Origin of the sequence: Egbenema bharatensis FJBBOT/2019, from assembly GCF_048077055.1 — a bacterium.
In the GTDB taxonomy this organism is placed as follows: domain Bacteria; phylum Cyanobacteriota; class Cyanobacteriia; order Elainellales; family Elainellaceae; genus Egbenema; species Egbenema bharatensis.
In genome coordinates this window covers 4,130,260-4,155,488 of record NZ_CP182236.1, presented here as the reverse complement: position 1 = coordinate 4,155,488, position 25,229 = coordinate 4,130,260, and the positions used below count along the sequence as shown (strand labels likewise).

General features: G+C 49.9%; 23 protein-coding genes. 15 read left to right on the top strand and 8 right to left on the bottom strand.

What is annotated here, in order from left to right:
* Positions 1–34 precede the first annotated feature (34 nt).
* The gene (locus tag ACM1PF_RS19215) at positions 35–3,589 is read right to left on the bottom strand and encodes a WD40 domain-containing protein (RefSeq protein ID WP_416666268.1); all 3,555 of its coding nucleotides are present in this window, start codon (positions 3,587–3,589) and stop codon (positions 35–37) included.
* Between the two features lie 8 nt (positions 3,590–3,597).
* Positions 3,598–3,810 carry a hypothetical protein gene (locus tag ACM1PF_RS19210; RefSeq protein WP_416666267.1) on the bottom strand — a complete coding sequence of 71 codons (213 nt, stop codon included), beginning with the start codon at positions 3,808–3,810 and terminating at the stop codon, positions 3,598–3,600.
* 517 nt (positions 3,811–4,327) lie between these two features.
* On the opposite strand from ACM1PF_RS19210, the gene ACM1PF_RS19205 reads away from it, so the two are divergent.
* Together ACM1PF_RS19205 and ACM1PF_RS19200 are read left to right on the top strand one after the other, a co-directional pair.
* The gene (locus ACM1PF_RS19205) at positions 4,328–4,855 is read left to right on the top strand and encodes a hypothetical protein (RefSeq protein WP_416666266.1); all 528 of its coding nucleotides are present in this window, start codon (positions 4,328–4,330) and stop codon (positions 4,853–4,855) included.
* On the top strand, positions 4,768–6,225 hold the full coding sequence (locus ACM1PF_RS19200) for an adenylate/guanylate cyclase domain-containing protein (protein ID WP_416666265.1): 1,458 nt from the start codon (positions 4,768–4,770) through the stop codon (positions 6,223–6,225). Before ACM1PF_RS19205 ends, ACM1PF_RS19200 begins: the two co-directional genes overlap by 88 nt.
* 152 nt (positions 6,226–6,377) lie before the next feature.
* Here ACM1PF_RS19200 and ACM1PF_RS19195 read toward each other — a convergent pair whose 3' ends face one another.
* Together ACM1PF_RS19195 and ACM1PF_RS19190 are read right to left on the bottom strand one after the other, a co-directional pair.
* Positions 6,378–6,584, bottom strand: coding sequence for a hypothetical protein (locus tag ACM1PF_RS19195; protein WP_416666264.1), 207 nt, complete (start codon positions 6,582–6,584; stop codon positions 6,378–6,380).
* A complete protein-coding gene (locus ACM1PF_RS19190) occupies positions 6,581–6,706 on the bottom strand; it encodes a hypothetical protein (RefSeq protein ID WP_416666263.1) in 126 nt (41 codons plus the stop codon). Before ACM1PF_RS19190 ends, ACM1PF_RS19195 begins: the two co-directional genes overlap by 4 nt.
* A gap of 129 nt (positions 6,707–6,835) precedes the next feature.
* Here ACM1PF_RS19190 and ACM1PF_RS19185 point away from each other — a divergent pair, with 129 nt between their 5' ends.
* The 9 genes from ACM1PF_RS19185 to ACM1PF_RS19145 all read left to right on the top strand — a co-directional run bounded on the left by ACM1PF_RS19185 (position 6,836) and on the right by ACM1PF_RS19145 (position 14,119).
* Complete coding sequence (locus tag ACM1PF_RS19185; RefSeq protein ID WP_416666262.1) at positions 6,836–7,048, top strand: hypothetical protein; 213 nt, start codon at positions 6,836–6,838, stop codon at positions 7,046–7,048.
* A gap of 671 nt (positions 7,049–7,719) precedes the next feature.
* Positions 7,720–8,895: a CHAT domain-containing protein gene (locus tag ACM1PF_RS19180; RefSeq protein ID WP_416666261.1), complete on the top strand. Its 1,176-nt coding sequence runs from the start codon at positions 7,720–7,722 to the stop codon at positions 8,893–8,895.
* A gap of 223 nt (positions 8,896–9,118) precedes the next feature.
* Positions 9,119–10,396 carry a glycosyltransferase gene (locus ACM1PF_RS19175; protein ID WP_416666260.1) on the top strand — a complete coding sequence of 426 codons (1,278 nt, stop codon included), beginning with the start codon at positions 9,119–9,121 and terminating at the stop codon, positions 10,394–10,396.
* Between the two features lie 157 nt (positions 10,397–10,553).
* The gene (locus tag ACM1PF_RS19170; RefSeq protein WP_416666259.1) at positions 10,554–11,534 is read left to right on the top strand and encodes an NAD(P)-dependent alcohol dehydrogenase; all 981 of its coding nucleotides are present in this window, start codon (positions 10,554–10,556) and stop codon (positions 11,532–11,534) included.
* A 373-nt stretch (positions 11,535–11,907) separates the two neighbouring features.
* On the top strand, positions 11,908–12,282 hold the full coding sequence (locus ACM1PF_RS19165; RefSeq protein WP_416676725.1) for a DUF433 domain-containing protein: 375 nt from the start codon (positions 11,908–11,910) through the stop codon (positions 12,280–12,282).
* A complete protein-coding gene (locus ACM1PF_RS19160; RefSeq protein WP_416666258.1) occupies positions 12,279–12,674 on the top strand; it encodes an ACP S-malonyltransferase in 396 nt (131 codons plus the stop codon). The genes ACM1PF_RS19165 and ACM1PF_RS19160 overlap by 4 nt, the downstream gene beginning before the upstream one ends.
* Positions 12,675–12,986: 312 nt before the next feature.
* On the top strand, positions 12,987–13,349 hold the full coding sequence (locus ACM1PF_RS19155; protein ID WP_416666257.1) for a hypothetical protein: 363 nt from the start codon (positions 12,987–12,989) through the stop codon (positions 13,347–13,349).
* Positions 13,350–13,541: 192 nt separating this feature from the next.
* A complete protein-coding gene (locus tag ACM1PF_RS19150; RefSeq protein ID WP_416666256.1) occupies positions 13,542–13,802 on the top strand; it encodes an AbrB/MazE/SpoVT family DNA-binding domain-containing protein in 261 nt (86 codons plus the stop codon).
* Positions 13,790–14,119, top strand: a complete 330-nt coding sequence (locus ACM1PF_RS19145; protein WP_416666255.1) for a type II toxin-antitoxin system PemK/MazF family toxin — start codon at positions 13,790–13,792, stop codon at positions 14,117–14,119. Before ACM1PF_RS19150 ends, ACM1PF_RS19145 begins: the two co-directional genes overlap by 13 nt.
* A 311-nt stretch (positions 14,120–14,430) precedes the next feature.
* On the opposite strand, the gene ACM1PF_RS19140 is transcribed toward ACM1PF_RS19145, so the two are convergent.
* Positions 14,431–15,237, bottom strand: coding sequence for a peroxiredoxin-like family protein (locus ACM1PF_RS19140; RefSeq protein WP_416666254.1), 807 nt, complete (start codon positions 15,235–15,237; stop codon positions 14,431–14,433).
* A gap of 127 nt (positions 15,238–15,364) precedes the next feature.
* Between ACM1PF_RS19140 and ACM1PF_RS19135 the strand changes: the two genes are divergently transcribed.
* Positions 15,365–15,997: a GNAT family N-acetyltransferase gene (locus tag ACM1PF_RS19135; RefSeq protein ID WP_416666253.1), complete on the top strand. Its 633-nt coding sequence runs from the start codon at positions 15,365–15,367 to the stop codon at positions 15,995–15,997.
* 110 nt (positions 15,998–16,107) lie between these two features.
* On the opposite strand, the gene ACM1PF_RS19130 is transcribed toward ACM1PF_RS19135, so the two are convergent.
* Positions 16,108–17,223 (bottom strand): hypothetical protein, encoded by a 1,116-nt coding sequence (locus ACM1PF_RS19130; protein WP_416666252.1) that lies wholly within the window; start codon positions 17,221–17,223, stop codon positions 16,108–16,110.
* A 186-nt stretch (positions 17,224–17,409) separates the two neighbouring features.
* Complete coding sequence (locus ACM1PF_RS19125) at positions 17,410–19,086, bottom strand: hypothetical protein (RefSeq protein ID WP_416666251.1); 1,677 nt, start codon at positions 19,084–19,086, stop codon at positions 17,410–17,412.
* Between the two features lie 272 nt (positions 19,087–19,358).
* On the opposite strand from ACM1PF_RS19125, the gene ACM1PF_RS19120 reads away from it, so the two are divergent.
* Complete coding sequence (locus ACM1PF_RS19120; protein WP_416666250.1) at positions 19,359–20,183, top strand: hypothetical protein; 825 nt, start codon at positions 19,359–19,361, stop codon at positions 20,181–20,183.
* Positions 20,116–22,590 (top strand): alpha-mannosidase, encoded by a 2,475-nt coding sequence (locus ACM1PF_RS19115; protein ID WP_416666249.1) that lies wholly within the window; start codon positions 20,116–20,118, stop codon positions 22,588–22,590. The genes ACM1PF_RS19120 and ACM1PF_RS19115 overlap by 68 nt, the downstream gene beginning before the upstream one ends.
* 110 nt (positions 22,591–22,700) lie before the next feature.
* Here the strand turns inward: ACM1PF_RS19115 and ACM1PF_RS19110 are convergent, their stop codons facing one another.
* Positions 22,701–23,393, bottom strand: coding sequence for an aldehyde oxygenase (deformylating) (locus tag ACM1PF_RS19110; RefSeq protein ID WP_416666248.1), 693 nt, complete (start codon positions 23,391–23,393; stop codon positions 22,701–22,703).
* 422 nt (positions 23,394–23,815) lie between these two features.
* On the opposite strand from ACM1PF_RS19110, the gene ACM1PF_RS19105 reads away from it, so the two are divergent.
* Positions 23,816–24,694, top strand: coding sequence for a carbohydrate ABC transporter permease (locus tag ACM1PF_RS19105; protein ID WP_416666247.1), 879 nt, complete (start codon positions 23,816–23,818; stop codon positions 24,692–24,694).
* Positions 24,695–25,229 lie beyond the last annotated feature (535 nt).

Sequence of the window (25,229 nt, the reverse complement as noted above, 5' to 3'; positions counted from 1 at the left end):
TGTGGACGGGGTGATTGGAATCAACGGGATGCTGCTATGCTTCAACTGCTCCTAAGGCCTTGAGGGCCGCTTTTTGAGCCGCAGTAATTCCAGTCACGTGAGTAATATTGGTTCCGGTGTAGGGGCGATCGGGAATCAGTTGGGTCAAGCATTCTCCGTCAGAATTCCATAGCTGAATTACGCCGTTGTGGCTACCCGTGGCCAGGATGGTGGCTGGATGGGAGGCTGGACTGAAGGCGATCGACGATCGAACCGAGTGGTTTAATACAGGAAGAATCCGAATGCATTGCCCGGTAGGAATATCCCACAGCCGCACCGTTTGATCGAGGCTCCCACTGGCTAACTGGGTGCCATCCGGACTAAAGGCCACCGCCCAGACATTGTTCTCATGGCCCAGCAAAATGCGATCGCATTCCCCGGTTTCTATGTTCCAGAGGCGAACGGTTTCATCATTACTGGCACTGGCTAACCACTGTCCATCAGAGCTAAAGGCGATCGACTGAACCCGTCCTGTATGTCCTTCCAGGATTTGCAGGCAACGGCCATCCTGAACCGACCAGAGCCGAATCGTTTGATCTTCGCTGCTGCTTGCCAGGTATTCCCGGTTGGGGTGAAAGGCGATCGACCAGATCCATCCCGCATGTCCCTCCAGGGTCTTCAGCAATTTTCCCGTATCTGTCGCCCAAAGGCGGATAGTGCGATCGTCCCCGGCACTGGCTAACCATTGCCCCTCTGGACTAAAGCAAACCGACTGCACCCAGTTTGAGTGACCCCGAAGCACATTCAGGCAATGCCCCGACCGGGTAGACCAGATCCGCACGGTTTGATCGACACTACTGCTAGCGAGCAGCATTTCCTGGGGATGAAAGGCGACCGAGGTGACCCAACCCGTGTGGCCCTGTAAGATTCGATCGCACTGTCCAGAATCAAGGTTCCAGAGTCGAATGGTTTGATCGGTGCTACCACTGGCCAGGGTTTGACCATCCACGCTGATCTGGACTGAGAATATGGAATTCGTGTATCCCTTCAAAGTCTTCAATCGTTGTGCAGTGGTGGCATGCCAAAATCGCACGGTTTGATCCGCACTGCCGCTAGCAATGAGATGTTGGTTTGCATTAAACGAGACAGAAAATATTGAGTTAGTATGTCCGCGCAGGGTATTTAAGCATTCTCCCGTCGCAATATTCCAGATTCTAATCGTGTGATCATCACTGCCGCTAATCAGGGTGAATGGATCTGCACCAATTACAACCGATCGAACTCGGCTGGTATGTTCCTGGAGGGTACGAATACATTCGCCGGATTTTGTATTCCAGAGTTTAATGGAATGATCCGCGCTACCGCTTGCCAATGTTTGACCATCGGCACAAAAATCCACTGACCAGATCCGATTGGTATGTCCTACCAGGGTTTGAATCCATTCACCTGTGTCAATGTTCCAGAGCTTAATCGTGTGATCATCACTGCCGCTAGCGAGCTGCTGAGAGGCTCGATCGAACTTTAAAGTAAGAACTCGTCCATGATGCCCATTCAAGGATTTCAGGTATTCTCCCGTGTGTGTATTCCACAGGCGAATCATGGGTTCATCTCCGCCGCTGGCCAAAATCTCGCCATCTGCGCTAAAGGCGATCGACCAAACTGAACTTTGGTGTCCGCGCAGCGTCTGCAAGCACTGCCCCGTTTGAACCTCCCAAATCCGAATCGTTTTATCACTGCTACAGCTTGCCAATCGCTGGCCATCGGCACTGAAGGCGATCGACCAGACCCATCCCCTGTGCCCTGCAAAATCCAGCAGGAGCTGTCCCTGATCCACCTGCCACAGCCGCAGTCCGCCCTCAGCATCCCCTGTTGCTAAATAATGTCCATCCGGACTAAAGGCAACGCAAAAGACAATTCCCAACGTTTCAGCAAACGTGGAGTGCCGCAGATCAGCTGCCTCAAAGTTGATATCCCGCAGGGTGACATTTTGCAGATTAGCTTGCCAGAAAGATAAGCCTGAGAAGTCGTAACCCTGGAGATGGGGATGAAGATGACAACGTAAATTCAGTAAATTTCCTGCCCCGTATCCCACTTCCAGCGCAGGTTTGTGGCGTAGTTCCGTCAAGAGTTGCAGTAATTTTTCTTCGAGTTGGGCTGGATGGATGAAGTCTTTTCGGAGCCGATCGAGAATGGGTTGAAGAATGAAGCGAGACTGGCTTTCCAGAATGTAATCTGCGGACTGAGTTTTCAATAAAGCATGGCTTTTGAGTAAAGGATTTTGTAGAGAATTGATTGAACTGCTGCTGGTTAAGGCGGTTGTAATTTCCCGACAAACCTGCTCTGTGAATTCATTGGTAATGTATTCCAGGACTACAGGCTGAAGCGAGAAGGCAGAGCTATTTTTTTCAATCAGCGATCGACGTTCCAAAATTTCCAGAGTTTCCATGAGCACCTGCGGTGAAATGGTTGGAAACAGATCGGCTTGCAGGGTTGTAAAGGTTTCAGGCTCACGGTAAATCGCCAGCCAGTATAGAATAATTTTTTCAATGTTAGATAAACTCGAAAATTGTTGGGCAATCAGACGGTGAATATCGCCAAAAACAAAGGTATTCTGCTGGAGAAAGACAGAAAGTCGGCCATTAAATAGGGTTTGAATCGTGGTGGAGATGATTTTTAAAGCCAGGGGATTTCCAGAGTATCCTGATATCAGCTCTTCCCATTCAATCTCCGTGCCTTCAAAGCTGCCTTTGAGTTTGATAATTTCCTGTCCCGCCCTTTGAGGTAATCCCTTCAGCGCGATCGATCGTACGGGTAATCTTTCTCCTTCCAGCAGCGCCACCGATTGCGGCTTCTCACGACTGGTTAAGAGAAAACAACTGGCATGAACCGTTTCCCCCAGTTGCTTAAACAGCTCACCATAGGGCTCATACCCAGCTCGATAGGGTTGACTACGAAGCTGGAGCCTGGCATCCCCGGAACTGTTTGCTTGAAACAGCGTTTCCACATTGTCAAACACAATCAAACACCGGCGCGATCGCACAATGCTCAGAAACCGCGACAGTTTGCCCATGACCGATTCTGGAGATTGGGGGTCAGTCGAACGGGGCGAATTTTCCAGGTCGCTTGGATCTCTGAGATGATGGGTGAGATCCGCTGGTTCAGATTCAGGGGATGGTTCCGATGGAGCAGACAACCGATTCAGCAAATCCGTCAACACCTCATCCAACGGTGGCGCATTCCGAAACGATCGCCAAATGATAAACTCGAACCCCCCTTCTGACTCGCCTTCCCCCCTTCTGACGATCTCCTGCACCACCTTTACTACCAGGGAGGTTTTGCCAATTCCACCCATGCCCAACACGGCAATCAACCGACAGCGATCGTTGAGAATCCATCGTTTGAGCTGTTCTCGTTCAGTCTCTCGGCCACAGAAAAAACTGACATCGATCGCATCGCCCCAATCCTGGTAGGGAACCCCGGTTAATGGTTGGGAAAAATTCTCTGGCGAAGGAACTGGTGCTATTTCCTCTACAGTAGCCTGCGCGACCAAAACACCACCGGCTTTCTGAAACCGTCGTTCGATCGCGGTTCGGAAACTGGTCTTCGTCACTCGCTCGCCTAAAACGTCGGAAAGGAGCTTCCAGAGTTTTGCCCCACATCATGCTTGAGGTAAGTCGCCGAGTAGCCGTAGGTATCCGCAATCTGGTCATAGCTCTGCCGCTGCAACGACCAGGATTCTCGTAGCAAAATCTGCTGGAGGTCGCTCAGGTGAGTCCCTGATTCGGCAAAGACTAAGGCATCGGTGAAGTTGAGTGCGTCTTCTAAGTCCATCTCTTAACGTTGGGTTGCTTGAAGGGATATCGATCCAATAAATCCAATAAATCCAATAGATCCAACATAAGTCCAATAGATCCAACAGAATGCGTAGATCCAACAGAATGCGATCGCCAGTGTAAATACCTGGCACTGCAAACCCCCTACAAAACTTTTAAAAATAGGGTTTATAAAGGAGGATATATCAAACCAGAGCCAGTAGTATGAGAACTAAGCTGGGTCGTGCAATGATGGGTGTAGCGGGAATGCAGAAAGCCGATTGGAATCTGATACTCATCATTTGTATTTACAAAGGTGCTAGATGCGGGGTATGCAATGCCCTGCTGAAATAAAAATAATAAAGGCCACGTTGGGATCATTCAACGCCTATAGGAACGGCGATATAGACTGCCCGTTAGAACCGATCTGAAAACCCCATCAGGGATTTTGGATTCCAAAAACTTGAGTGAGTTTTCGGATAGGCACTGAGTACTTATGATTTATTGTTATTCATTCCCCTGCCCCCAATCGTAAGATGAACCAGATCATTTCTCAAACCTGGAACTGGTTTTTTCGGTTTTTGCTGAACCGGATTACGCTGGTGCTGACGTTGCTATTTTGCGTCGCTATGGGTCTGGCCCTGTCCAATATGTCGCGGCTTTCTTCTAACTTGCTCGAATCTCAGGCGATCCAAAACGCAGCTCTCTACATTCAAACCTTTGACCAGTCCATTAATCTCTATAGTGATGCCGCAGCCGATCGCGCCCGGATGATCGAAGGGGTGGAAGTCACCCATGCCTATCTTTCCCAGCCCGGTGGGATTCCTCTGCCCTCCACCTTTGCGATCGAACTGGGGGAGCGGGTGAGCAACCTCGAACGGGATTTGATCGTGCGGTTTTACAGCGATTACCCTTTTCCCTGGCGGCAGGATACGGGGGGCCCCAGGATGAATTTGAGCAGGATGCCCTGGAATTTTTGCGCCGCAATCCGCGTCGTTCCTTCTCACGCATGGAAACGCACGATGGGAGGACGGCTATGCGCTACGGGGAAGCCAGCATCATGAAGCAAACCTGCGTCGCGTGCCACAACACCCATCCCAATAGCCCCAAAACGGATTGGACGGTGGGGGATGTGGCGGGAGTTTGGGAAATCACTCAGCCGCTGGATAGCCTGGTGAATCGGATTAATCGGGATCTGCGGGGTATGTTTTTTGTGCTGGGCGGGATGTCGCTGCTGGGGGTGTCGGGACTGTCTCTGGTGATTGGGAAACTCCGGCAGACGGCCAGGGAGCTGGAAGGGAAAGTGGAGGAACGCACCGCAGATTTAGCCCACATGAATGTCGATCTGGAGAAGCGCAACCAGTTGATTCGGCAGGTATTTGGTCGCTATCTCAGTGATGGCATTGTGGCAAATTTGTTGGAACATCCGGAAGGGTTAAAACTGGGCGGAGAACGCCGCAAAATTACGATTCTGACTTCCGATCTGCGAGGCTTTACCACGTTATCGGAACGTCTGCCGCCGGAAGAGGTGATTGATATCCTCAATCTCTACCTGGAACGGATGGCGGATGTGATTGATCAGTACCAGGGCACGATCGACGAGTTCATGGGCGATGGCATTCTGGTGTTGTTTGGCGCGCCAACTCCCAGAATGGATGATGCGCTGAGGGCGATCGCCTGTGCCTGTGCCATGCAGTTGGCGATGGGAGCGGTTAATGAAAAAATGCAGCAGATGAGCTTACCCCTCCTGGAAATGGGGATTGGGATCAACACGGGTGAGGTGGTGGTCGGTAACATTGGCTCTGAAAAGCGCACCAAGTATGGTGTGGTGGGCAACCAGGTGAACCTGACCTACCGCATTGAGTCCTACACGCAGGGTGGGCAGATTTTAATCTCGGAAGAGACTCTGCGGGCGGCGGGAGCTAACGTGAAAATTACTGGAAAGCGGCAGGTGAAGCCAAAAGGGATCAAGGAACCAATCACGATCTACGAGGTGTACGGTGTCAGCGGCTTTTACAACATTTACTTACCGAAGGAGGCAGAAGAGTTTTTTCCGATTCCTAACCCGATTCCAGTGCAGTATGCTTACCTGGACGGAAAGCACATTGGAGATATGCAATTTACCGGTGCTTTGGTGAAGTTATCGGCCAGAGGTGCTGAAATTCGCCCAGATGGGTCTACGGATACAAGCTTGCCCCCGGAACTCACCAATCTCAAATTAAACTTCGTTGCATCTCGCCAGTTTATTGAAGCGAGCGAAGATTCGTATGCCAAGGTCACGAAACATCAGAACGATCAGGGGAGCTTCTACATTCACTTCACATCCCTGCCGCCAACGGTTCAAATCCAACTCAGTCGCCTGTATAAGTCGATCGCCTACTACGGCAATCCAGACGCTTCAGCTATCGAGCAGGCATTCCCTGGAGAGGCTTAGGATCAGGGATTAAATAAACCTGTAAAGCGTTTTACTTTGTTGACTGGGCGGGTGACTGGGTGGGCAAGACTTCGGCTTGAGCTCAGTCGAAACGCTGCCCACCCCACAAGAATTGCAGTTTATTTAATTCGCATTCCCAGGAATCACCTCCTCTATGGCTGGTTTCGCAGTTCTCGGACAATCTCCTGCGCCAGGTTCCTTGACCACACGGAATCAAAGGGACAAAGGATCTGGCGATTTTCGGGACTTGTCCACACCAGGGCATCTTCGACATCGGCAAGGCGATAGGACTCGCTGAGGAGGATGCGGGTCAGGAGTTGGTGGAGGGTTCTTGCCTGGTCATCGGTGAGGATAATCATGGGCGGCGATCTCCTTTGCTGAGGAGGACGAGGGCTTTATCGATGTCTCGAACTTTGATGGCTCTCAGTGCGGTGAGGAGCGATCGAATTAAGGCAACTTCATCATCGGACAATGTAACCATAGGTGCAAACTCCATAGATAAAACATTAGATAAAACATTTACTTTCTGGCAGTGGTGCAGTTGCGCAGTGCGGCAGTAAGTAAGTAAATAGTATGGCATGATCAATCGGTCTGTCCATACCTTGCTCGAATGTCGCCTAACCCGGTCGGAAAATCTAACCTGAGAATCACTATCGATACTACTGATATCACTCTATTGAGGCGATTGAGTGGGGTGACTGGGCGATCGATCAGCAGTCTGGTAGGTGAGGCTCTACAGGATTATTTTGTTAGAGAGGATATTCAGCAGGTGATCGATCTCTACAATCTGGAAGCTGAAGTAAACGATAACAATGATGAGTGACCCTTGCTGAAACTCTTGTGAGGCGGGATTCTTGCTTGCACAGCCTATGAAGTAGGGCGATCGTACTGGCTATTGAAGTTGCGATCGTGCGTAGGTTTCTTCAGTACGGTAGGCGTAGTGCTTGAGCCGAATCACATCGCGCACCTGATCCAGCAATTTTTTAGGAGGTGGCTGCATAGAGATAAGCAGATGTACTGTGTATTAAATGATACATCCAATCATCTCCGTAAGGAATCTGAAATTATGCGGAAAGATTCTGGCGAATCAGCTTAGACGGCGTATTATGTGGAAATAATCGGCATAAGTAGCAATTTGGGATCTTAGGCTGAATTATTCTGCCTATCCACCTAATTTGGGATCTTATGCAGAAATAATCTGGCTATGCAGCAAATTTTGGGTGTTATGCCGAATCATTCTGCCTATCTACCCCAAATTGGGATCTTAGACAGAAAAATTCAGTCTATTAATTGTTATGCGGCAAGTCCTTGGCGAGGATGGTAGCCTGAGGTTTATCTGTTGGTATTCAGGGTTTCCTTATGGCTAGCAGCGATATCGTTCCTGTCCCTCTTCTTTAAGGTTTCGTCTTTTCAGCGTGCTTTCCGCAGAAGCGGATTAAGTTAGACCAATGAGCTATAACAACTAAAACTCGGTAATAGCAGTGGTTTCTCTATATGAGCAATTTAAAGAAGATTCTTATTTTGGCAGCAAATCCAAAAAATACACAAAAGTTGCGGTTGGATGAGGAAGTTAGAGAAATTCAGGAAGAGTTGCGACGAGCTAGGCATCGCGAACAATTTGAAGTTATTTCTTGTTGGGCGGTACGTCCCGAAGATTTGCGCCGTGCTTTGTTAGATTACGAACCGCAAATCGTTCATTTTTCAGGTCATGGGGAAGGCGATGACGGCTTAGCATTGGAGAATGAGCTAGGACAAATCCAATTAGTTAATACGGAATCATTAGCACGTCTCTTCAAATTGTTTACAGATCAGATCGAATGTGTTGTACTCAATGCCTGTTTCTCCAAGATTCAAGCAACAACAATCCACCAGCATATTTCTTGTGTTATTGGTATGAGTCAAGCAATTGGCGATAAAGCTGCTGTCAAATTCTCTAGTGGATTTTATGGAGCTTTAGGAGCAGGGAGAACTTATCAAGCTGCTTATGAATTTGGTTGTAGTGCAATTGATTTGGAGAATATTCCAGAATATATGACTCCTGTTCTTTTGCATAGAGAGCAAGCTAAAGACTCTTTAGAATTATCAGCTCAGCAAGAATTAATCAATCGAGATTCAAACAAAGATCTTGAGATTGTAGATGCATACGTTATAGATGATCGAGATGAGCTTAAAGCCTTTTGGCAAACTTGGCTTAAAACACCATTTTGGCGAATTTTGTTCAAAAGTTCAGAAGGGAAAGAAGAAGAATTGTCTCGCTTCCCTTTAATAGACATAAAGCTAAGGAATACTTCTGCTCAGTCCGTTTTTCTCAAAGAAATCACAGTCAACGCATCTCGTACACAAGCTATTCCATGGACAGTCAGTTTCATGATGATACCCCCTACTTGTGCGTATCATATTTTGCTTGGCAAGAACTGGCGCGATGACAAAGAAGAAAATGTAGTAAAAATATCACAACTGGTTAAACCAAATGATGTTGATAGATTCATAGTCATAGTAGGTAGTCAAGATCATTTGGAGTATGCTGAGTATAATGCTGAATTAACTTTGTACTACAACAAAGACTCTTGTATGAATGTAGGAGCTTTTCCAATCAAAATGCATATTCCTTACGCTTTCAACCGTAAAAAACTAGATCAAGTTAATAGTTTGATTGATACAAAGGACTGAGATTTGGCAGCATTCATGACTCATGCAGCCGCATAACAATCCGCTTGGAGCGGACTGACGGGAGTCTCTAGTGTTCATTCAATATTGTTTGCAGCCGCTCAAGCGAACCGTTGGGCTGCTTTATATCTTGGTAAGGGCGGTACTCCAGTTTCACTGTTGGGGCAGTGAGGCTTTAAAATCAAGCAAGTATTCTATACGGTGTCATTAGCTGAGAGGCGCAGTAGTGAGCCGAATTGTTTTAACCACCATGGGGTCTTTTGGTGATTTGCACCCTAAAATTGCGATCGCGCTTGAGTTACGAAAGCGTGGTCATGATGTCGTGTTTGCAACTCACAAGGAATATCAGGATAAAGTTGAGGCTCTCGGTTTCGCGTTTCGTCGAATGCGTCCTGACAACACTGCGCTTCATGATCCTCAAGAAATGGCGCGGATGATGGATCTGAAAACGGGCACTGAGTACGTCATCAAAAATTGGGTTTGTGCGAATTTACGTGAAACCTACACCGATTTAATGGCTAGTGCTGAAGATGCAGACTTCATCATTACAGGTGAAGGAGTTGTAGCGGCTCGATTGGTCGCAGAAAAGTTAGGAATTCCGTGGGCGTTCGCTGTCCTACAGCCTGCCTCATTTCTTTCGGTTTATGATCCATCCGTCTTGCCTATACTGCCGTTTCTTGCCAAGTTACGGGGGCTAGGTTCGCTTGCTAACCGAAGCATCATTCAATTATCAAAAGTGTTGTCTAAATCCTGGGCAGAGCCGATCCATGAATTACGACGCGAGCTTGGCTTGCCACCTTTGAAGGGAAATCCATTCATTGATGATAAATATTCACCTTACCTTGTACTAGCATTATTCTCTTCAGTATTCGCAAAGCCTCAACCTGATTGGGCAAGAAATACGGTACTCACTGGGTTTGCATTTTATGATGGCAACGAAGGTGAGACAGAACTTGCACCGGAACTTCAACAGTTTTTGGATAAGGGCGATCCCCCAATTGTTTTTACTTTAGGTTCAGCCGCAGTGATGGCTCCTGGTCGTTTTTACCAGGAAAGTATTGAAGCTGCAATGCAACTGAATTGCCGTGCTGTTTTGCTAATGGGTAAAAATGCTCCTCCAAAGGATCTGCCAGAGAACATTTTTTCCATAACTTATGTTCCCTACTCTCAAGTTTTTCCGCGTGCTTGTGCGATCGTGCATCAAGGTGGCATTGGCACAACAGCTCAGGCATTACGGGCAGGTCGCCCAACTCTTGTCATGCCTTATAGCCATGATCAACCGGATAATGCAGCCAGAGTTGAACGCTTGGGAACATCACGGACAATTCTTCGAAATCAGTACACAGCCGACCGAGTAGTCAAGCAATTACGTCAGTTGTTAGAAAATCCAAGTTATGCAACTAAAGCTTCAGAAGTTAGCGGTATCATCCAATCAGAAAATGGGGTTGGTGTAGCCTGTGATGCGATTGAAAAACAACTTCAAACTGCTTCAACTAGGTCGTAAGCACCAGCACCCCAACACTTCAAGGCAGCGGACAGATGAAAGCCGCTTGTGGGGTTGCCGAGGTTATTTGCCGCCGCTGCTTTTTGCCGTTAGGTTTCAAACTCATTGGATAGAAGATTGCGGCAAACTACACTAAAGCTGTCTTTGAGAAGAATTTATGAAAGCAGTCGTATGTACAGAGTATGGATCTCCTGATGTCATGCAGCTTAAGGAGGTAGAGAAACCTACTCCCAAAGAAAACGAAGTGCTGATTAAAATATATGCGACAACAGTAACGTCAGCAGATATACGTATCCGAAAGGCTGACCCATTCCCGATAAGATTTTTCTACGGTTTCACAAAACCTAAAAACCACACGATACTAGGGTCGGAGCTAGCCGGAGAAATTGAAGCAGTTGGTAAAAATGTAAAACAATTCAAAGCAGGTGACACAGTATTTGCTGGTGCAGGAATAAGTCTTGGTGCCAATGCCGAGTATATCTGTCTGCCTGAAGAAGGAGCGGTTGCGATCAAGCCTACTAATATGACCTATGAGGAAGCTGCTACCATTCCTTTTGGGGCAACAACCTCATTGATTTTCCTGAGAGATAAGGGAAAGATTCAGCGCGGACAGGAAGTTTTGATCTATGGGGCTTCTGGAGCGTTAGGTATGGCTGCCGTGCAGCTTGCCAAGTTCTTTGGAGCACAAGTGACTGGGGTATGTAGCACAGCGAAGTTGGAATTAGTGAAGTCTCTGGGAGCTGACAACGTTATTGACTACACCAAAGAGGACTTTACTCAAAGCAGTAAGACTTACGATATTATTTTTGACACAAGTGGCAAAAGTCCGTTTTCTGGTTGTCTAAGCTCACTGAAGCACAATGGAGTTTATCTCAGGGCGGTTCACATTAATTTATCCCCCATTCTCCGAGGGTTATGGACTTCAATCACAAGCAGCAAAAAAGTAATTAGTGTGACTGCGATCGAGCGTAAAGAAGATCTGATTTTCCTCAAAGAGTTGATTGAATTGGGGAGAATGAAGTCGGTCATAGACAGGCGTTATCCACTAGAACAGACTGCCGAGGCTCACAGGTACGTCGAACAAGGACACAAGAAAGGAAATGTAGTCATTACTGTGGAGCAAAGCAACAAAACCTAACAACGCCCATACATACCGACCGCCGAAAGTTGATCGGTTATGATGCAAAGGTGATCTGCGGCGCGTGATGGGCACCGTTAGCTGGCTCCGCACAAAGCGCTTGCACTTGTAGATGAGGGCGATCAACTGGAAACGGGAAGTACCAGAAGCGATCGGTGGAGGTACATTGATGAGGCGCTGGGTAATAATGAGGAACAGCTGACATGATTGTCCGACCTGTCGCAGTTCGAGACTACTTAGAGCGTTTCAAACGCGCCCTCGAAGAGGAACGTAGTGGAGTAGATGAGATCCGCTGATGGTTATCAAGTCCAACCCATGCAGATTTGTGAGTTACGATAGTACTATTTCCTACGCGGCTTCGGAGGCTATGAATATGACTTCCGTATTCCACAACCAACCAGCTATCATCCGTACAGAACGAGGGCTGACAATTTCTGGTACACGTATCACTCTCTACGACGTGATGGACTATGTGACGGCTCAGTACCCCCCAAAATTCATCCGCTCCTTGTTTGACCTAACAGAGGAACAGATTAAGGCTGCTTTATCCTACATTGAAGCAAATCGTTCTGAAGTTGAAGAAGAATATCAGCTTGTTCTAAAGCAATCTGAGGAAAATCGGCAGTATTGGGAGGAACGTAATCGTGAGCATTTTGCTCGTGTTGCAGCAATGTCACCCAAACCAGGTCGAGAGGTTCTGTGGGCAAAACTCCAAGAGCAGAAAGCTAGGCATGAGCTAGAAGCATGAACTTCTTGATTGATCACAACTTGGGAGGACATGCAGAGATTTTGTTAGGCAATATTGCGAGTCAAGGTTGGTTGGAGCTTCTCTCAATTCGTTTTGTCACCTTCAAGGAGATGAATCTATCGATCGACAGTAGCGATCGAATTGTTTGGCAAATTGCTCAGGCAAATCAGATGATTTTGCTGACTGCTAACCGAAGTATGAAGGGTGAAGACTCACTGGAACAAGTTCTTCGAGAAGAAAATAAAGTAGATTCCTTTCCTGTCATGACAATTGGAGACGCGGATCGATTTTTGGCTGATCGAGTTTATCGAAACCGTTGTGTTGACCGCATTCTCGAAATCGTGTTAGATATCGAAACCTGGATGGGAGTTGGTCGCCTTTTTGTTCCATAGCGGGGTTGAATCAATTTGGCGATTAGTACAGGGCGCAATCTTGAAGGAACCACAAGCTTGTCGGTAAGCAGCGCAGCACAAACAACGCACTGGAGCGGACGGGCGAAAGACCTGGGTGTTGATGCAAAGGTTATCTACCGCCGCTCAGCTAAGCCGTTGTACTGCTTGATCTTCCGGTGATGACGGTACAGCCAAGCTATCTGTTAGAAGTTAGGCTAAATTGCTTAGTATTGTTGCTGAGGCAACTGCTGCAACAGTTCACGGGAGATTAGATGAAGCTGTAATTTGGGTCAAGTGATTTGGGCAGAAATCATGACTACAGTAGCTATCTTGCCGATCTCTGACAGTAATGGCGAAAGAGCCTATCGAGCGATCGCAGGGGACAAGTGTTCTGTCGGTAAAACCGCAGGGCAGGCTCTGGATGCCTTAACCGCTCAGTTGGATGAGATAGAACTGAGTACACTGCTGGTTATCCAAAGCTTTCGTCCTGACCCATTTTTTAGTGCTGAACAACAGGAGCGGCTGTCAGAGTTAATGAACCTCTGGCGATCAGCAAGGGATCAGGGACAAGAACTGGCACCAGAACAACAAGCAGAGTTGAATGGCTTAGTGGAAATGGAACTGCAAGCGGCAACAGCCCGTACTGCAGCTTTGATGCAGCAAGGAAATTTATGAATCCTTACTACACGGCGGTCGCTCAACGAGCAAACCATCGTTGTGAATACTGTAAGGCGCCTGAAGTTGTTTTCAATTTTCCGTTTGAGGTGGAGCATATTGTTCCACTCTCTCGGCGAGGTTCTGAATCTTGACGGCTTCTTTACCCGTGACTACAATGTAATTACACTTTGCTTTTGAAATCATCCAAACATGGGCGCAGTTATTAGAACCAGAATCGTTAAAATCGGCAATTCTCAAGGTGTTCGCATTCCCAAACTACTCCTGGAGCAAAGCGGTATTCATACAGAAGTTGAAATCGAAGTGCAGGGCGATCATCTCACGATTCGCACAGCACCACGCTCACGAGCGGGATGGGATGAAGCCTTTGCTGCAATGGCGAAGCAACACGATGATGTTCTTCTGGATGAAGGCGATACTACCGATTGGGATCAAGTTGAATGGGAGTGGTAATCAAGCGTTTCGATGTTTTTTTAGTTAATCTTGACCCCACGGTTGGAAGTGAAATTCAGAAGACACGACCCTGTGTTGTCATTTCACCCAATGAGATGAACCGTTATATTGCTACGGTTATCATTGCTCCAATGATGACGAAAGGAAAAGCATATCCTACTCGCGTTGTTTGTCAGTTTCAGGGCAAAGATGGGCAAATTGTTCTGGATCAAATCCGCACAATAGATAAATCTCGATTGGTCAAAAAGCTTGGTCAAATCAGTCAAGATGAGCAAAGAGTAGTTCTTGACACCTTAGCTGAGATGTTTGCCGAATAAACTACCTGACATAACCTCTAAGCCGAACGGGGCAAAGTCTTTGCACTTCGCTGAAGTTATGTCTGTCGCTGTTCACTTTAGCCATTATGTTGCCGATCGCGTCTCACTAAAAATACCTTCTCAGGTCATTCACCGAAAGCTGTTACGATCGCTCTCGTTACATTTCACGAAATTATTCCAGATGATATCCCATACATCTCCGGTATACGTGCAGCAGCACAGACTTAAATCATGATGTGCGATGTTCTCGAACGATGCTCTGATTAAGGATGTATTCTTACCAAGATTATCAAGCTGATTAGCCAATTGGGTTAAAAGTTTGACGGCTTGACGACTTCCTCCTCAGTTGCCAGATCCGAGAGAAACGACAGTGGATTGCTCATCTTCTCAGCGAAACCGAGAATGGCGCGATCGCGGTGTTCATAAAGCAATTCTCCCTGATTGTTAAACAGAAACGTTGCACCTCTTTGCGTCAGGTAAGCCGCATCAGGCACGTAGGTTTTCCAGTGGCTCAACACTTCTCCCATATTTCGCAGCCGTAGGGTTGCCAGCTCAAAGGGACGCTGAAAGCCTTTCCCTCCTGCCCACTGGAAGAAGGAGCCTTTGAGGGGAGGCAGCGGTGCGGCATGAATAGTTTCCTCATCGGCAATTAACTGAGGAGCCTGACGATCGCCTCGGTAGCCTCGAAAGACTTCCGCCAATGTTCCAGGACTACCAATTCCAGCACACATCAGCATTAAATTCAGCCAGGCATTTTGCGCTACCGACAAACCCGGCAACTTAAGGGACAACCCAGCATAGAGATCAAGCTGTTGATGCAGGTCTGCGATCGGATCGACAAACAACCAGTCAGGCGGAAATCCGGTATATGCACAAAATTGCTGACCCGCACCTCGATCGCCAATTCCCACTGCCCGGATTGCTACACCTTTTGCCTGAAGTTGTTCAGACGATCGCTGTAACCACCAGACATACTCCAGACTGTCAAAGTCTCCCAATTGCGGCAGGAGCAGCACCAGTTGCAGCGGGGCAGATTCACAACCGCTCAAAATCGGCGCAGTGATGCCATCACTCACCCGTTGGCGATCGGTTTGGCTCAGGAGCGGATACAAGCTCATTGGATACCATCCACTTTGAAGTAAAAAAGTGCGAATTTAGCCGGAACTGAGGCAGCGTTTGATGTAGAACCCCTTACTCAGAAACCTGCTCAGGGATAGGTCTTACTTTATAAGAACTCCAAACATTATGCCAACCAACCTTCCAGAGCCAGCCTACCGAATTCATACTCAGCGGTTAGTTTTGCGCTGCTGGCAACCCACTGACGCTACTCTCCTGTCTAATGCGATCGTTGAAAGCCTGGATCACTTGCGCGTTTGGATGCCGTGGGCCCACCATGAAGAACCCAAGGATTTACAACAGCGAATGGGTTGGCTCCGTAAAGCACGGGGCAAGTTTGACCTTAACCAAAGTTTTTTGTATGGCATCTTCAATTCTGATGAAACTCAGGTATTAGGTGGAATTGGGCTGCATCCAAGAGTCGGTGACGATGCGCTGGAGATTGGCTATTGGATCCACGCTGACCACATCAATCAGGGTTTAGCGACAGAAGCGGCAGCGGCCCTGACGAACGTTGCATTTGCAGTGCATCAGGTTGAACGAGTGGAAATTCACTGTAATCCTGATAACTTTAGGAGTGCAGCCGTCCCGCGCAAATTAGGGTTTATCCACGAAGCAACTCTGCGAAAGCGAGTAGAAGGTCACGAAGGCAAAAAACGAGACGCGATGATCTGGACACTGTTTGCAGAAGATTTTGTAACCAGTCGAGCAGCTGAGGCAACGATCGAAGCCTTTGATGCCATGGGACGAATGCTTCTCTAACTTTATTTTGAGATACTGGCAGTAGTTCCTTGGGAAAAATCAGTAGTGGAGAAATGGGCATTTGGGGAGAGAGAGGAAATCAAGGTTGATTTCTGCGGCGGAGCGATCGCCTATAGCAAGCGATCGCCAGGGCAAATTCGGGTACCTCCGGGTTCAATACATTCAGGGGTGAATTCCGGCAAAACCGTTTGCTGAAACTGAGAAACCACCCCATCCGGCAGCTCAGGAATCCACACATCGAACACCTCGGATTCCATGCCCCCCTCATCCAGGACAACCCAGGTATGGCGACCCCGGCCATAAGTCTCCATTACGGAGCGAGCCGTTGCACAGCTGACAAAAATCTGCCCCATGAAAACCGCACTATCATCGGCTTCATAGTTAAAGTAGGCTCCCCGATCCGAAGGGCGGCCGCAGAATTGGTCGGCGGTCATCGCTACCATGGTGGCAATGTGGGCATCGTACCACCGCAGTGCCCCGCCATAAGCCGATTCAGAGGTATCGGACTGGGGCACCACAAAGGTTGCCCAGCGATGGTTGAAATCACCCCCCGTTCGCGCCAACGTTACAGTCGCCATGGGCAACTGCGTTCCAGTCATGCTGATATTGGAAAAGTCCATCAACTCCGAATCAAACCGCTCTCGAATTGCGGACATTGCGATCCAAGACTCTTCCGACAACTGTTGCCACTGGGCTGAATCAACAAAAACCTCAGGCTCACCCTGCCCCTCAAAATAAATCACCGTCTGCCGATCGTCCACTAGTACCGTCCGCCCATTAGCCGCAGCGGGTTCAATCCGCTCAATAATGTATAGATCCCCATTATCTTGGAACCAATACCGGAAGCCTGAACCTTCGGGTACCAAGATGGAAGAGGCCATAAGGACGAAGGGGAAGTCCAGCTCATCTAAGGTTTTGCAAAGGGTGTACTCGACACCACCCTCTTCTTTCTGAGAAAAGTCGCAATCTCGAGACAGCATCCGTTCTATTTCGCGGTCAATGCGATCCGCTGTCAGACCTGCGCTTAGGGTGACGGGGGCAGGCGTGGATGCGGAGGACTCGGAACTACGCACCGCTGTAGCCGTTGGAACTGTAGCCATTGGAACTGCATCCGCTGGAGCACTGGAGCCACTGGCATTGGGCGCATCCGACTGTCCACAGGCCATTAATCCGAAAAGGGTAGCGATCGCTCCTACCCGCAATCCCTGCATTAGAGAGGAGGACATTCGGAAGGGCAGAGACGAAGCTGTACCCTTGAACATGCTATACATTTTTTAAAATTCCAAAATACGCAGTCAAATCTTAACGATCAATTTTTTCCATCTCCAACCGTGGAAACACTGTCGCAGTATTCAAGTGAATTCAATACCGACCGGATGTCCCGTTGTTTCCACCTGGCAGTTCATCGCCCTCTATCCCCCCTTCAATCGATCGCGCCACCATCCTAAAACTTTGGCAACGCGCTCCTCAATCCACACCATCCCCCGATCGAGCCATTCCAGCACCTGTTCCAGGGGGTGTTTCACGTAGGTGACAAGACTGACCTCTGCTTCGATCGTCGTGATAGACAGCGCGAGATCAGTCTCGGCTGAAGCGGTATTGTCTACTTTGGACAGCGTGGCGGCAGAGGTGGTAGGGGCAACAGAAAGGGGTTGGGATGGGTCAGCCGTTTTTAGCGTGGCAGCCTGATGTTTAATCAGACGGTTGGATTGAGCAGTGTCATGCAACTCCCAATCTTCTGAAGGGTTGGATTGAGTCTGGAACGTCCGGATTTTGCCAAACAGATCTTCTACGGTCAGCCAGGGGGATGGTTGGGCAGGAGCATTGCGATCGGGCTGGGTGTGTGCCAATGAATCAGCAATCGTTCCAGAAGGACTCCCTGCCGTCGAAGGCGCGATCGCACCTGGTTTCAACCAATTGATAAACCGAGTTAGCAATGGTTGGGATGGCGTTTGTGGGGAAGCCTGCTGAGACAAAGCCTGCTGGGATGAAACCTGCTGGGATGAAACTCGATCGCCCAAGCCCTGAAAAATCTCTTTCAACGAGAGCCAGGGGAGTTCCGCCGATCGCAATGAGTTTCCTGATGCAGCGGGAAGTTGAGGTCGCTCTTGAACCGATCGACTACCGGAAATCTCAGCCGGATGCAGGGATACCAATTGAGACTCCTGAAACAAATTCGCCGCGATCGCCACGGGGCTGGTCTGCATCCACGCCATCAGTCCATGAAACACCCGAATCGGCAAAAGCGCATTGGGGCGATCGGCAGGAAGGGGCAGGAAGTTGTTAACGACTGGAGATTTAAGGGCGACTGGTTGCTGCAATCCCAGGGCTTTCTGCTGATGGTAATAGTCGGCGAGTTCCCAAATCATGCGGCGATACAGTTGGGTTTGCTGATCGGGAGTGAGAATGTCCAGCAGTTGATTGTCGGTCGAAACTAGGACGAGCGATCGGGTGTCCAGGAGGGAGGCGATGCTTTGGATAGGACTGAGGACTGAGGACTGAGGACTGAGGGAGGAGGGAGGAGGCAGGAAGGAGGAGTCGGGAGTCGGGAGGGAATCGGGAGATAAAGCTCTTGTGGGGTGGGCATCTTGCCCGCCCAGTGGCTCAGGGAGGGAGGAGGGAGATGAAGCTCTTGTGGGGTGGGCATCTTGCTCGCCCAGTGGCTCAGGGAGGGAATCGGGAGATAAAGCTCTTGTGGGGTGGGCATCTTGCCCGCCCAATGGCTCAAGTAGGGCTGAGGCAGGGAGGGTTTGGGTGAGGTGGATAGCCGCCTGGAGGACGTTTTGGATCGGGGTGTCGCTGGCAGGGGCGATCGCTTCTGGAGATGAGAAAGATAGATCAGGGTTTTGAATGGACTGCCTGGCAGCCCGAAGTTGGGGAAAGACCTGACGGGCAGTTTGCCGGAGTTGTTTGCCGACGAGTCGGGTGGACTGGAAGGCAAGGTAAATGGGGTAAAGGACAATCTGGGCACTCCATGTGGCAGCAATCTTCACCCGTCGCCAGGTTTCGGTCGTCTGATCACGCAGGCGAAGAGATTGCTCGGAGAAGAAGCTGAAGAGTTTGCTTTGGTAGCGTCCAGATGTAGCCATGAGAGAGGGGGAGTAGGGAGTAGGGAATGGGGTAGGGGCGATTTGCGAATCGCCCGTACAGGGAATGGGGTTGGGGCAAATCGGGATTCACCGAAGGCGTAGGGGCGATTACTCCTGTGGAGTCGCTGCGCGAACGCGAATCGCCCTTACAGGCAGGAAAGCTGGAGGCGAATATTTTTAAGGCGTTTCTATAAGAACTGAAACGTTCGTGGATCGGGATGGAAGTTATTGCCCATCCTTGAGAATGTAGTGATTCGATCTTACCTATAAGTATGACCCACTCCGCTACCCCTTCTGCTTCGCAAACACCGTCCCAAATCAACCGGATTGCCGAGGCTGCCCGTAGACTGCGATCGCTCTCTCAACTGGATGTGCAGTCCCAGTGGCGATTTACCCTGTCGGATGTGCCGATCGCCCAGGCCACGCAGCCCAATACCTGGCAAAGCTGGCAACCCGTTTCCCTCAACGCGCAACGGCAGGTGACGTGGCAACGGGGACGCAGGGTGATGTGGTTGGGACAGCGAATTACGGTTCCCCACAATCTCCAGGGCTATTTCTTGCAGGGACTGTCCCTACGGTTGGCGTTGACCTGGTGGGCAGATCTGGCGCAGGTCTATGTCAATGGTCAATTGGTGCAGGAAGGGGATTTGTTTGATCCATCGGCGCGGGTATTGCTCCGTCCGTCGGTGACGTTTCAGGATGGGATTAATGTGGCGATTCGGCTGGTGAGTCCGGATCATGCCAATGGGGCTATGGTGCGATCGGTTTGTATTTATGAAAGGGCTGATCAGAGCTTGAATCCACCGGAGCCGGGGTTTGTGGCGGATGAGCTAACGGTGTTGCAGGAATTCCTGACAGCGTTTGCGCCGAATCAGTTAGGACTGGTGGCAAATGCGGTGGATCGGCTGCCCTGGTCGGTATTGACTGTGACCGATCGCAATAGTTTCGATCGAGGGTTAACGGCTCTGCGGCAGGAGTTGGCTCCCCTATCGGAGATTTTGAAGCAGCGACGAGTTCAAATGGTGGGTCATGCCCATCTCGATCTGGCTGGCTCTGGCCGTCGAGGAAACCTGGGAAGTGGCGCAAAATACGTTTGAATCGGTTCTGAGCCTAAAGCAGGATTTTCCCGAACTGACCTTTGCCCACTCAACTCCTGCCCTCTATGCCTGGATTGAAGCCAATCGCCCCGACTTATTTGCCGCAATTCAACAGCGGATGGCGGAAGGACGCTGGGAAGTGGTGTCGGGCATGTGGATCGAGCCGGATCTGAATCTGGTCAGCGGAGAGTCGATCGCCCGGCAGATTCTCTACGGTCAGCGGTATGAGGAAGCAAAATTTGGTCAGGTCAACAAAATTGCCTGGTTGCCGGATACCTTTGGGTTTTCCTGGCAAGTGCCTCAACTGTTGAAACTGGGTGAAGTCGAGTATTTTGTCACCCAAAAACTGCGCTGGAATGACACGACCCAATTTCCCCACGAACTGTACTGGTGGCAAGCTCCGGACGGTAGCCGTACCCTCAGCCTCAATTCAGCGCCGATCGGGGAAGGGGTTGATCCGGTGAGAATAGCGAACTATGCCGTGACCTGGGAGCAAAAAACGCAGATTCCCGTTTCCCTCTGGCTCCCCGGAGTCGGCGATCATGGGGGTGGGCCCACCCGCGATATGTTGGAAATTGCTCGGCGCTGGCAGCAATCCCCCTTCTTCCCGCAACTGGAATTCACCACCGCTCTGGAGTACCTCAACCAACTGAATCCGACCCTCGCCCCCTCCCCCGCTCCCTCCCTCCCCACCTGGAACAGCGATCTCTACCTGGAATTCCATCGCGGCTGCTACACGACCCACGGCGATCAAAAATGGTGGAACAATCGCTGTCAGGAGGTTCTGTATGAGGCGGAACTGTTTAGCTCGATCGCCACTCTTCTATTAGGCACAACCTATCCCCAAGCCGCCCTGGAAACCGCCTGGAAACAGGTTTTGTTCAACCAATTTCACGACATTTTGCCGGGCACCTCAATTCCCGAAGTGTTTGTCACTGCAAATCAAGAATGGGAAACGGCGGAGCGTACCGGACGCACCCTCCGCGATACTGCCCTGCGATCGCTTTCGGAGCAAATCACCCTCCCCCAACCCCCCGACCCCAACGCCAGAGCCATCACGGTTTTCAATTCCCTCAACTGGCAGCGATCGGAAGTGGTGACGGTGACGGTGGAGCATACCGGATTTGCGGGACAAGCCTGCTACTGGAAAATCTGCGATCTGGAAGGAAGGACGATCGAATCCCAATTAGCCTTCCAGAATCAGAACGGCACCTACCACTGGCAGCTTTCCTTTTTGGCGGAGAACATTCCCGCCCTGGGCTACCGTAGCTTCTGGCTCTGTCCCTCCGAAACCGGAATGCGTGTCCCTGCGGTCAACAATAGCCCTCTGACGCTAGAAAATGAATTTTTGAGGGTCAGCATCGATGCTGCCGGGAATTTATCCAGCGTGTTCGATCGCGTCCATCGTCGAGAGTTGATCAGCCAGGGGGGCAACCAACTTCAGGCCTTCCGCGACCAGGGAGAATACTGGGATGCCTGGAACATTTCCCCCAACTATCTCCAGCAACCCTTACCCGCGCCCCAGGTGGTCAGCATTCAGGTGGAAGCCCGTGGCCCCATTTCCCACCGCATCCGGGCGATCCGCCGGATTGGCCAGTCTACTTTTAATCAGGTTTATGTTCTGGAGAAACGATCGCCTCTGCTGAAAATTCAAACCCAGGTGAATTGGCAGGAACGACGGACTTTAGTCAAAGCCAACTTCCCGCTCAACATGAATTCCAGCCATCTCACCTGCGAAATTCCCTACGGCGCAATTCAGCGTCCGACTCGCCGCGTCACCGATCGAGAAAAAGCCCAGTGGGAAGTGCCTGCCCTGCGGTGGGCAGACCTCAGCGATACCGCCAGCAACAACTCCTACGGCTTCAGCGTCCTCAGCGACACCAAACACGGTTACGACTGCCATCCTAACCAGATCCGGCTTTCTCTGCTGCGCGGCCCGGAATGGCCCAACCCCAACGCCGATCGCGGCTTACATCAGTTCACCTACGCCATCTACCCCCACGATCGAGATTGGCGATCGGCTCAAACCGTGCAACGCGGCTACGAACTCTGTCAACCCCTGCTGGCGATCGTCCATCCCATCCGCCAGGGCAGCCGCAATTCAGGCAACACCAATCTATCTGCCCAGGGACAATTCCTGAATCTATCCAGCGATAACCTGATTCTCAGTGCCTTCAAACAGTCGGAGCGCAACGCCAACCAGTGGGTGATCCGCTGCTACGAGTCCCAGGGGCGATCGGCTCAACTTGCCAGAAGTGGATTTGGCTCCGGCATTGTGGGGCAACGATTGAATCCAGACTCCACCCAGTTGGTGAATTTATTGGAGCGATCGCCTGCTGCCAATCAGAGTAATTATGCGATCGAACCCTGGAAGGTCGTGACTTTTCTCATCAACCGACGCACATAAAAAACGTAAGGGCGGTTCGCAAACCGCCCCTACCTCATTCAAAGGGCAGGCATCTTGCCTGCCCCACAAGAGTTGTATCTCAGTCCTCAGCCCTCAGTCCTCAGTCCTCCCTAAGCCGCCAACCCGTACGCTGACATCCGCATGATATCGCGGGTGGTGAAGCCGATATTGCTCAAAGCCTCACCGTAGCTGATCATGAAGTCTTCCACCAGGGCTTCCTTCTCCATGCCCAGAACCGCCGCATCATCAGCGACCTCGTTCAGCATCCGCCATACGATAGGCAAATTCTCGCGGTTGGCTTCCTCCAGTTCTTCCTTCGATGCCTCAAAGTTTACCTTGAGCCACTCTTCACCGAAGTTGAGGTGCATATATTCGTCTTTGACCACACCCTCCGTGATTTTCCGCGCAAAGTCATCTGCCACCGGAATGTAGATGTTGTACGCCGAGATGGCGAAACACTCAATCACCAGGGATTGAATCAGCAGGCAGGTGACGATTCGACCTTCCGCCGCCGCTTTCTGAAAATTGCCGTGTAGACCTGAGAAAAACTCACGGGCAAAGTCCATATCAGGAGTCACTTGCAGGTTCTTCCCGCAAGCCTGGAATCCCTTCTTGTGGCGATTTTCCATCTTGGAGAGACTCAGCAGTTGCTCCTTGGCATCGGGCAGCAGTTCTGCAAGCTGTTGATAATTTTCAAAGGCTTCCTGCTCCCCTTCAATGACGATCGCATTGATGCGGCTGTAGGCATCCTTGTAGGCATCGCTATGAAAATCAATAGCTGGGTTGATTTCAAGCTGCTGCATAATCTCTGTTGTCTCCTAGATAAAAATCTGCCAAACCGTTTGATTCTATTGTTGGTTCCTTTAGTCCATCAGAGTCAGCCCCGCAAGCGAGCTGGTCTGCAAGCGAATGAGTCTGCAAGCAAATCTTCACCTGCATGCGAACCTGCATGGTGTAAGTTAGAGTCCAAACTTCCCCCTGAAGGGGTTGGTTATAAAAACCCAAGATCCAACCTACTGGCTTAGGGTGTCACTTTACAAGATGTTTCAATCACTGATAGGAATATTGTCTATGACAAACGCCCTATCCAGCATCCTTGCTTATAGATGTGCCACTACATATAGATCAAAAACTTCAGAAACCATTGATGGCAATGCTCAAATCTACCGTTTAGAATTCGATCGCCAGCCCCATTGTTTCAACCGTCCTAGTCGCAACGTGATTTATGGAATCTGTCAGTTCTGCCCATTCTAATTCCAACCCCAATCCGCCAACTCTATCGCAAGATACAGGTTTCCTCGATCGCCTGCCCCTGTGGGTGACACCTGTGCTGCTGCTGGTTGGGGCGATTTTCGTTTTGTTGCCGCTTGGTGTCGTGTTGCTCACCTCCTTCAGCACGCCGGAACTGAACCCTGAGTCTGCTGCGGGCGGGTTCACCCTGGAGAATTATCAGGAAGCCTGGCAGAGGGGGCAGTTTTTGCTAGCTTTCGCCAATACCGCATTCGTTGCCCTGGCAGTGACAGCCTTTCAAATTGTGACTTCGGCCCTGGCAGGTTATGCCCTGGCTCGGCTGCGGTTTCAGGGAAGACAGACAATTTTGCTGATTATCCTGGCCACGCTGGTGATTCCATTTCAAATTCTGGTGATTCCGATCTTTTTGGTGTTGAAGTGGGGACATTTAATCAACACTTACTGGGCATTGATTCTGCCCACGGCGGCCAGCGGCTTTGGAATTTTTCTAATGCGGCAATACTTTCAAACCATTCCGGTGGAACTGGAGGAAGCCGCAGCCCTGGATGGAGCCACCCGGCTGCAAATTCTCTGGCAGATTATCCTGCCCCTGGCCCGTCCGGCGATCGTCACTCTAGCTCTCTTTGCCTTTATTGGCGAGTGGAACGATCTGTTTAAGCCCCTCATCTTCACCACACGCCCCGAACTCAGAACCGTCCAGCTTGCCCTGGCTGAGTTTCAGGAACAATTTACCAGTAGCTGGGCCTTGCTCATGGCAGCAGTGGTAATCGCAACGGTTCCCGTGATCGTGCTGTTTTTACTGGCGCAACGACAATTTATTCGGGGGATTGCCGCTACGGGAATTAAAAATTAACCTGGGATTAGCCCCAAATTGACCCAATTGACCCAATTGACCCAAAATTGCCCAAAGCGATCGAAAACGCACAAGAACTTGATCTGAACGGTGACGTATTTTAAGTGTGAAGAAATGTATCAGCCTGGGAGACCAATGGTTCAGATCAATGAAACTTGCTGAAATTTAGATTACTTTAGAAATAGGTTTAATCGGGCAGCTCTCATCAGTCCTGTAACGTTGGGTGAGTGCTGTCGGTAGTTTCAGTGTGCATCTGTAGTCTGTGCATTTTGTGCATTTCTAGTGCATTTCTTGGGCGTTTGTGGTAGCCGGGAAGCTAGTTATCGCTACCGCTAGTAGAAGCGAGCGTAAATTGAGCAACCGTAGAGCGGGCATCTTGTCCGCGCAGGCTGGAAGCCTGCACTATGAAAGGTGGACGTATTGCTGCCGAGGTCTACTAGTTTTGAGATTTGTGTTTGTAGTCGTTGTGCTGTCTACCCATTATTCTCTTTGGTGTTCTCTTTGAAACCGCTTTTGCTCTTTAGGATATTTAATA

What these genes read in the sequence shown, in the direction of transcription:
- ACM1PF_RS19210 (WP_416666267.1), bottom strand. Translation starts at nt 3,810, where the DNA reads ATGGACTTAGAAGACGCACTCAACTTCACCGATGCCTTAGTCTTTGCC.
- ACM1PF_RS19205 (WP_416666266.1), top strand. Translation starts at nt 4,328, where the DNA reads ATGAACCAGATCATTTCTCAAACCTGGAACTGGTTTTTTCGGTTTTTG.
- ACM1PF_RS19195 (WP_416666264.1), bottom strand. Translation starts at nt 6,584, where the DNA reads ATGATTATCCTCACCGATGACCAGGCAAGAACCCTCCACCAACTCCTG.
- ACM1PF_RS19190 (WP_416666263.1), bottom strand. Translation starts at nt 6,706, where the DNA reads ATGGTTACATTGTCCGATGATGAAGTTGCCTTAATTCGATCGCTCCTC.
- ACM1PF_RS19185 (WP_416666262.1), top strand. Translation starts at nt 6,836, where the DNA reads ATGTCGCCTAACCCGGTCGGAAAATCTAACCTGAGAATCACTATCGAT.
- ACM1PF_RS19180 (WP_416666261.1), top strand. Translation starts at nt 7,720, where the DNA reads ATGAGCAATTTAAAGAAGATTCTTATTTTGGCAGCAAATCCAAAAAAT.
- ACM1PF_RS19170 (WP_416666259.1), top strand. Translation starts at nt 10,554, where the DNA reads ATGAAAGCAGTCGTATGTACAGAGTATGGATCTCCTGATGTCATGCAG.
- ACM1PF_RS19165 (WP_416676725.1), top strand. Translation starts at nt 11,908, where the DNA reads ATGACTTCCGTATTCCACAACCAACCAGCTATCATCCGTACAGAACGA.
- ACM1PF_RS19160 (WP_416666258.1), top strand. Translation starts at nt 12,279, where the DNA reads ATGAACTTCTTGATTGATCACAACTTGGGAGGACATGCAGAGATTTTG.
- ACM1PF_RS19155 (WP_416666257.1), top strand. Translation starts at nt 12,987, where the DNA reads ATGACTACAGTAGCTATCTTGCCGATCTCTGACAGTAATGGCGAAAGA.
- ACM1PF_RS19150 (WP_416666256.1), top strand. Translation starts at nt 13,542, where the DNA reads ATGGGCGCAGTTATTAGAACCAGAATCGTTAAAATCGGCAATTCTCAA.
- ACM1PF_RS19145 (WP_416666255.1), top strand. Translation starts at nt 13,790, where the DNA reads ATGGGAGTGGTAATCAAGCGTTTCGATGTTTTTTTAGTTAATCTTGAC.
- ACM1PF_RS19140 (WP_416666254.1), bottom strand. Translation starts at nt 15,237, where the DNA reads ATGAGCTTGTATCCGCTCCTGAGCCAAACCGATCGCCAACGGGTGAGT.
- ACM1PF_RS19135 (WP_416666253.1), top strand. Translation starts at nt 15,365, where the DNA reads ATGCCAACCAACCTTCCAGAGCCAGCCTACCGAATTCATACTCAGCGG.
- ACM1PF_RS19130 (WP_416666252.1), bottom strand. Translation starts at nt 17,223, where the DNA reads ATGTCCTCCTCTCTAATGCAGGGATTGCGGGTAGGAGCGATCGCTACC.
- ACM1PF_RS19125 (WP_416666251.1), bottom strand. Translation starts at nt 19,086, where the DNA reads ATGGCTACATCTGGACGCTACCAAAGCAAACTCTTCAGCTTCTTCTCC.
- ACM1PF_RS19120 (WP_416666250.1), top strand. Translation starts at nt 19,359, where the DNA reads ATGACCCACTCCGCTACCCCTTCTGCTTCGCAAACACCGTCCCAAATC.
- ACM1PF_RS19115 (WP_416666249.1), top strand. Translation starts at nt 20,116, where the DNA reads ATGCCCATCTCGATCTGGCTGGCTCTGGCCGTCGAGGAAACCTGGGAA.
- ACM1PF_RS19110 (WP_416666248.1), bottom strand. Translation starts at nt 23,393, where the DNA reads ATGCAGCAGCTTGAAATCAACCCAGCTATTGATTTTCATAGCGATGCC.
- ACM1PF_RS19105 (WP_416666247.1), top strand. Translation starts at nt 23,816, where the DNA reads ATGGAATCTGTCAGTTCTGCCCATTCTAATTCCAACCCCAATCCGCCA.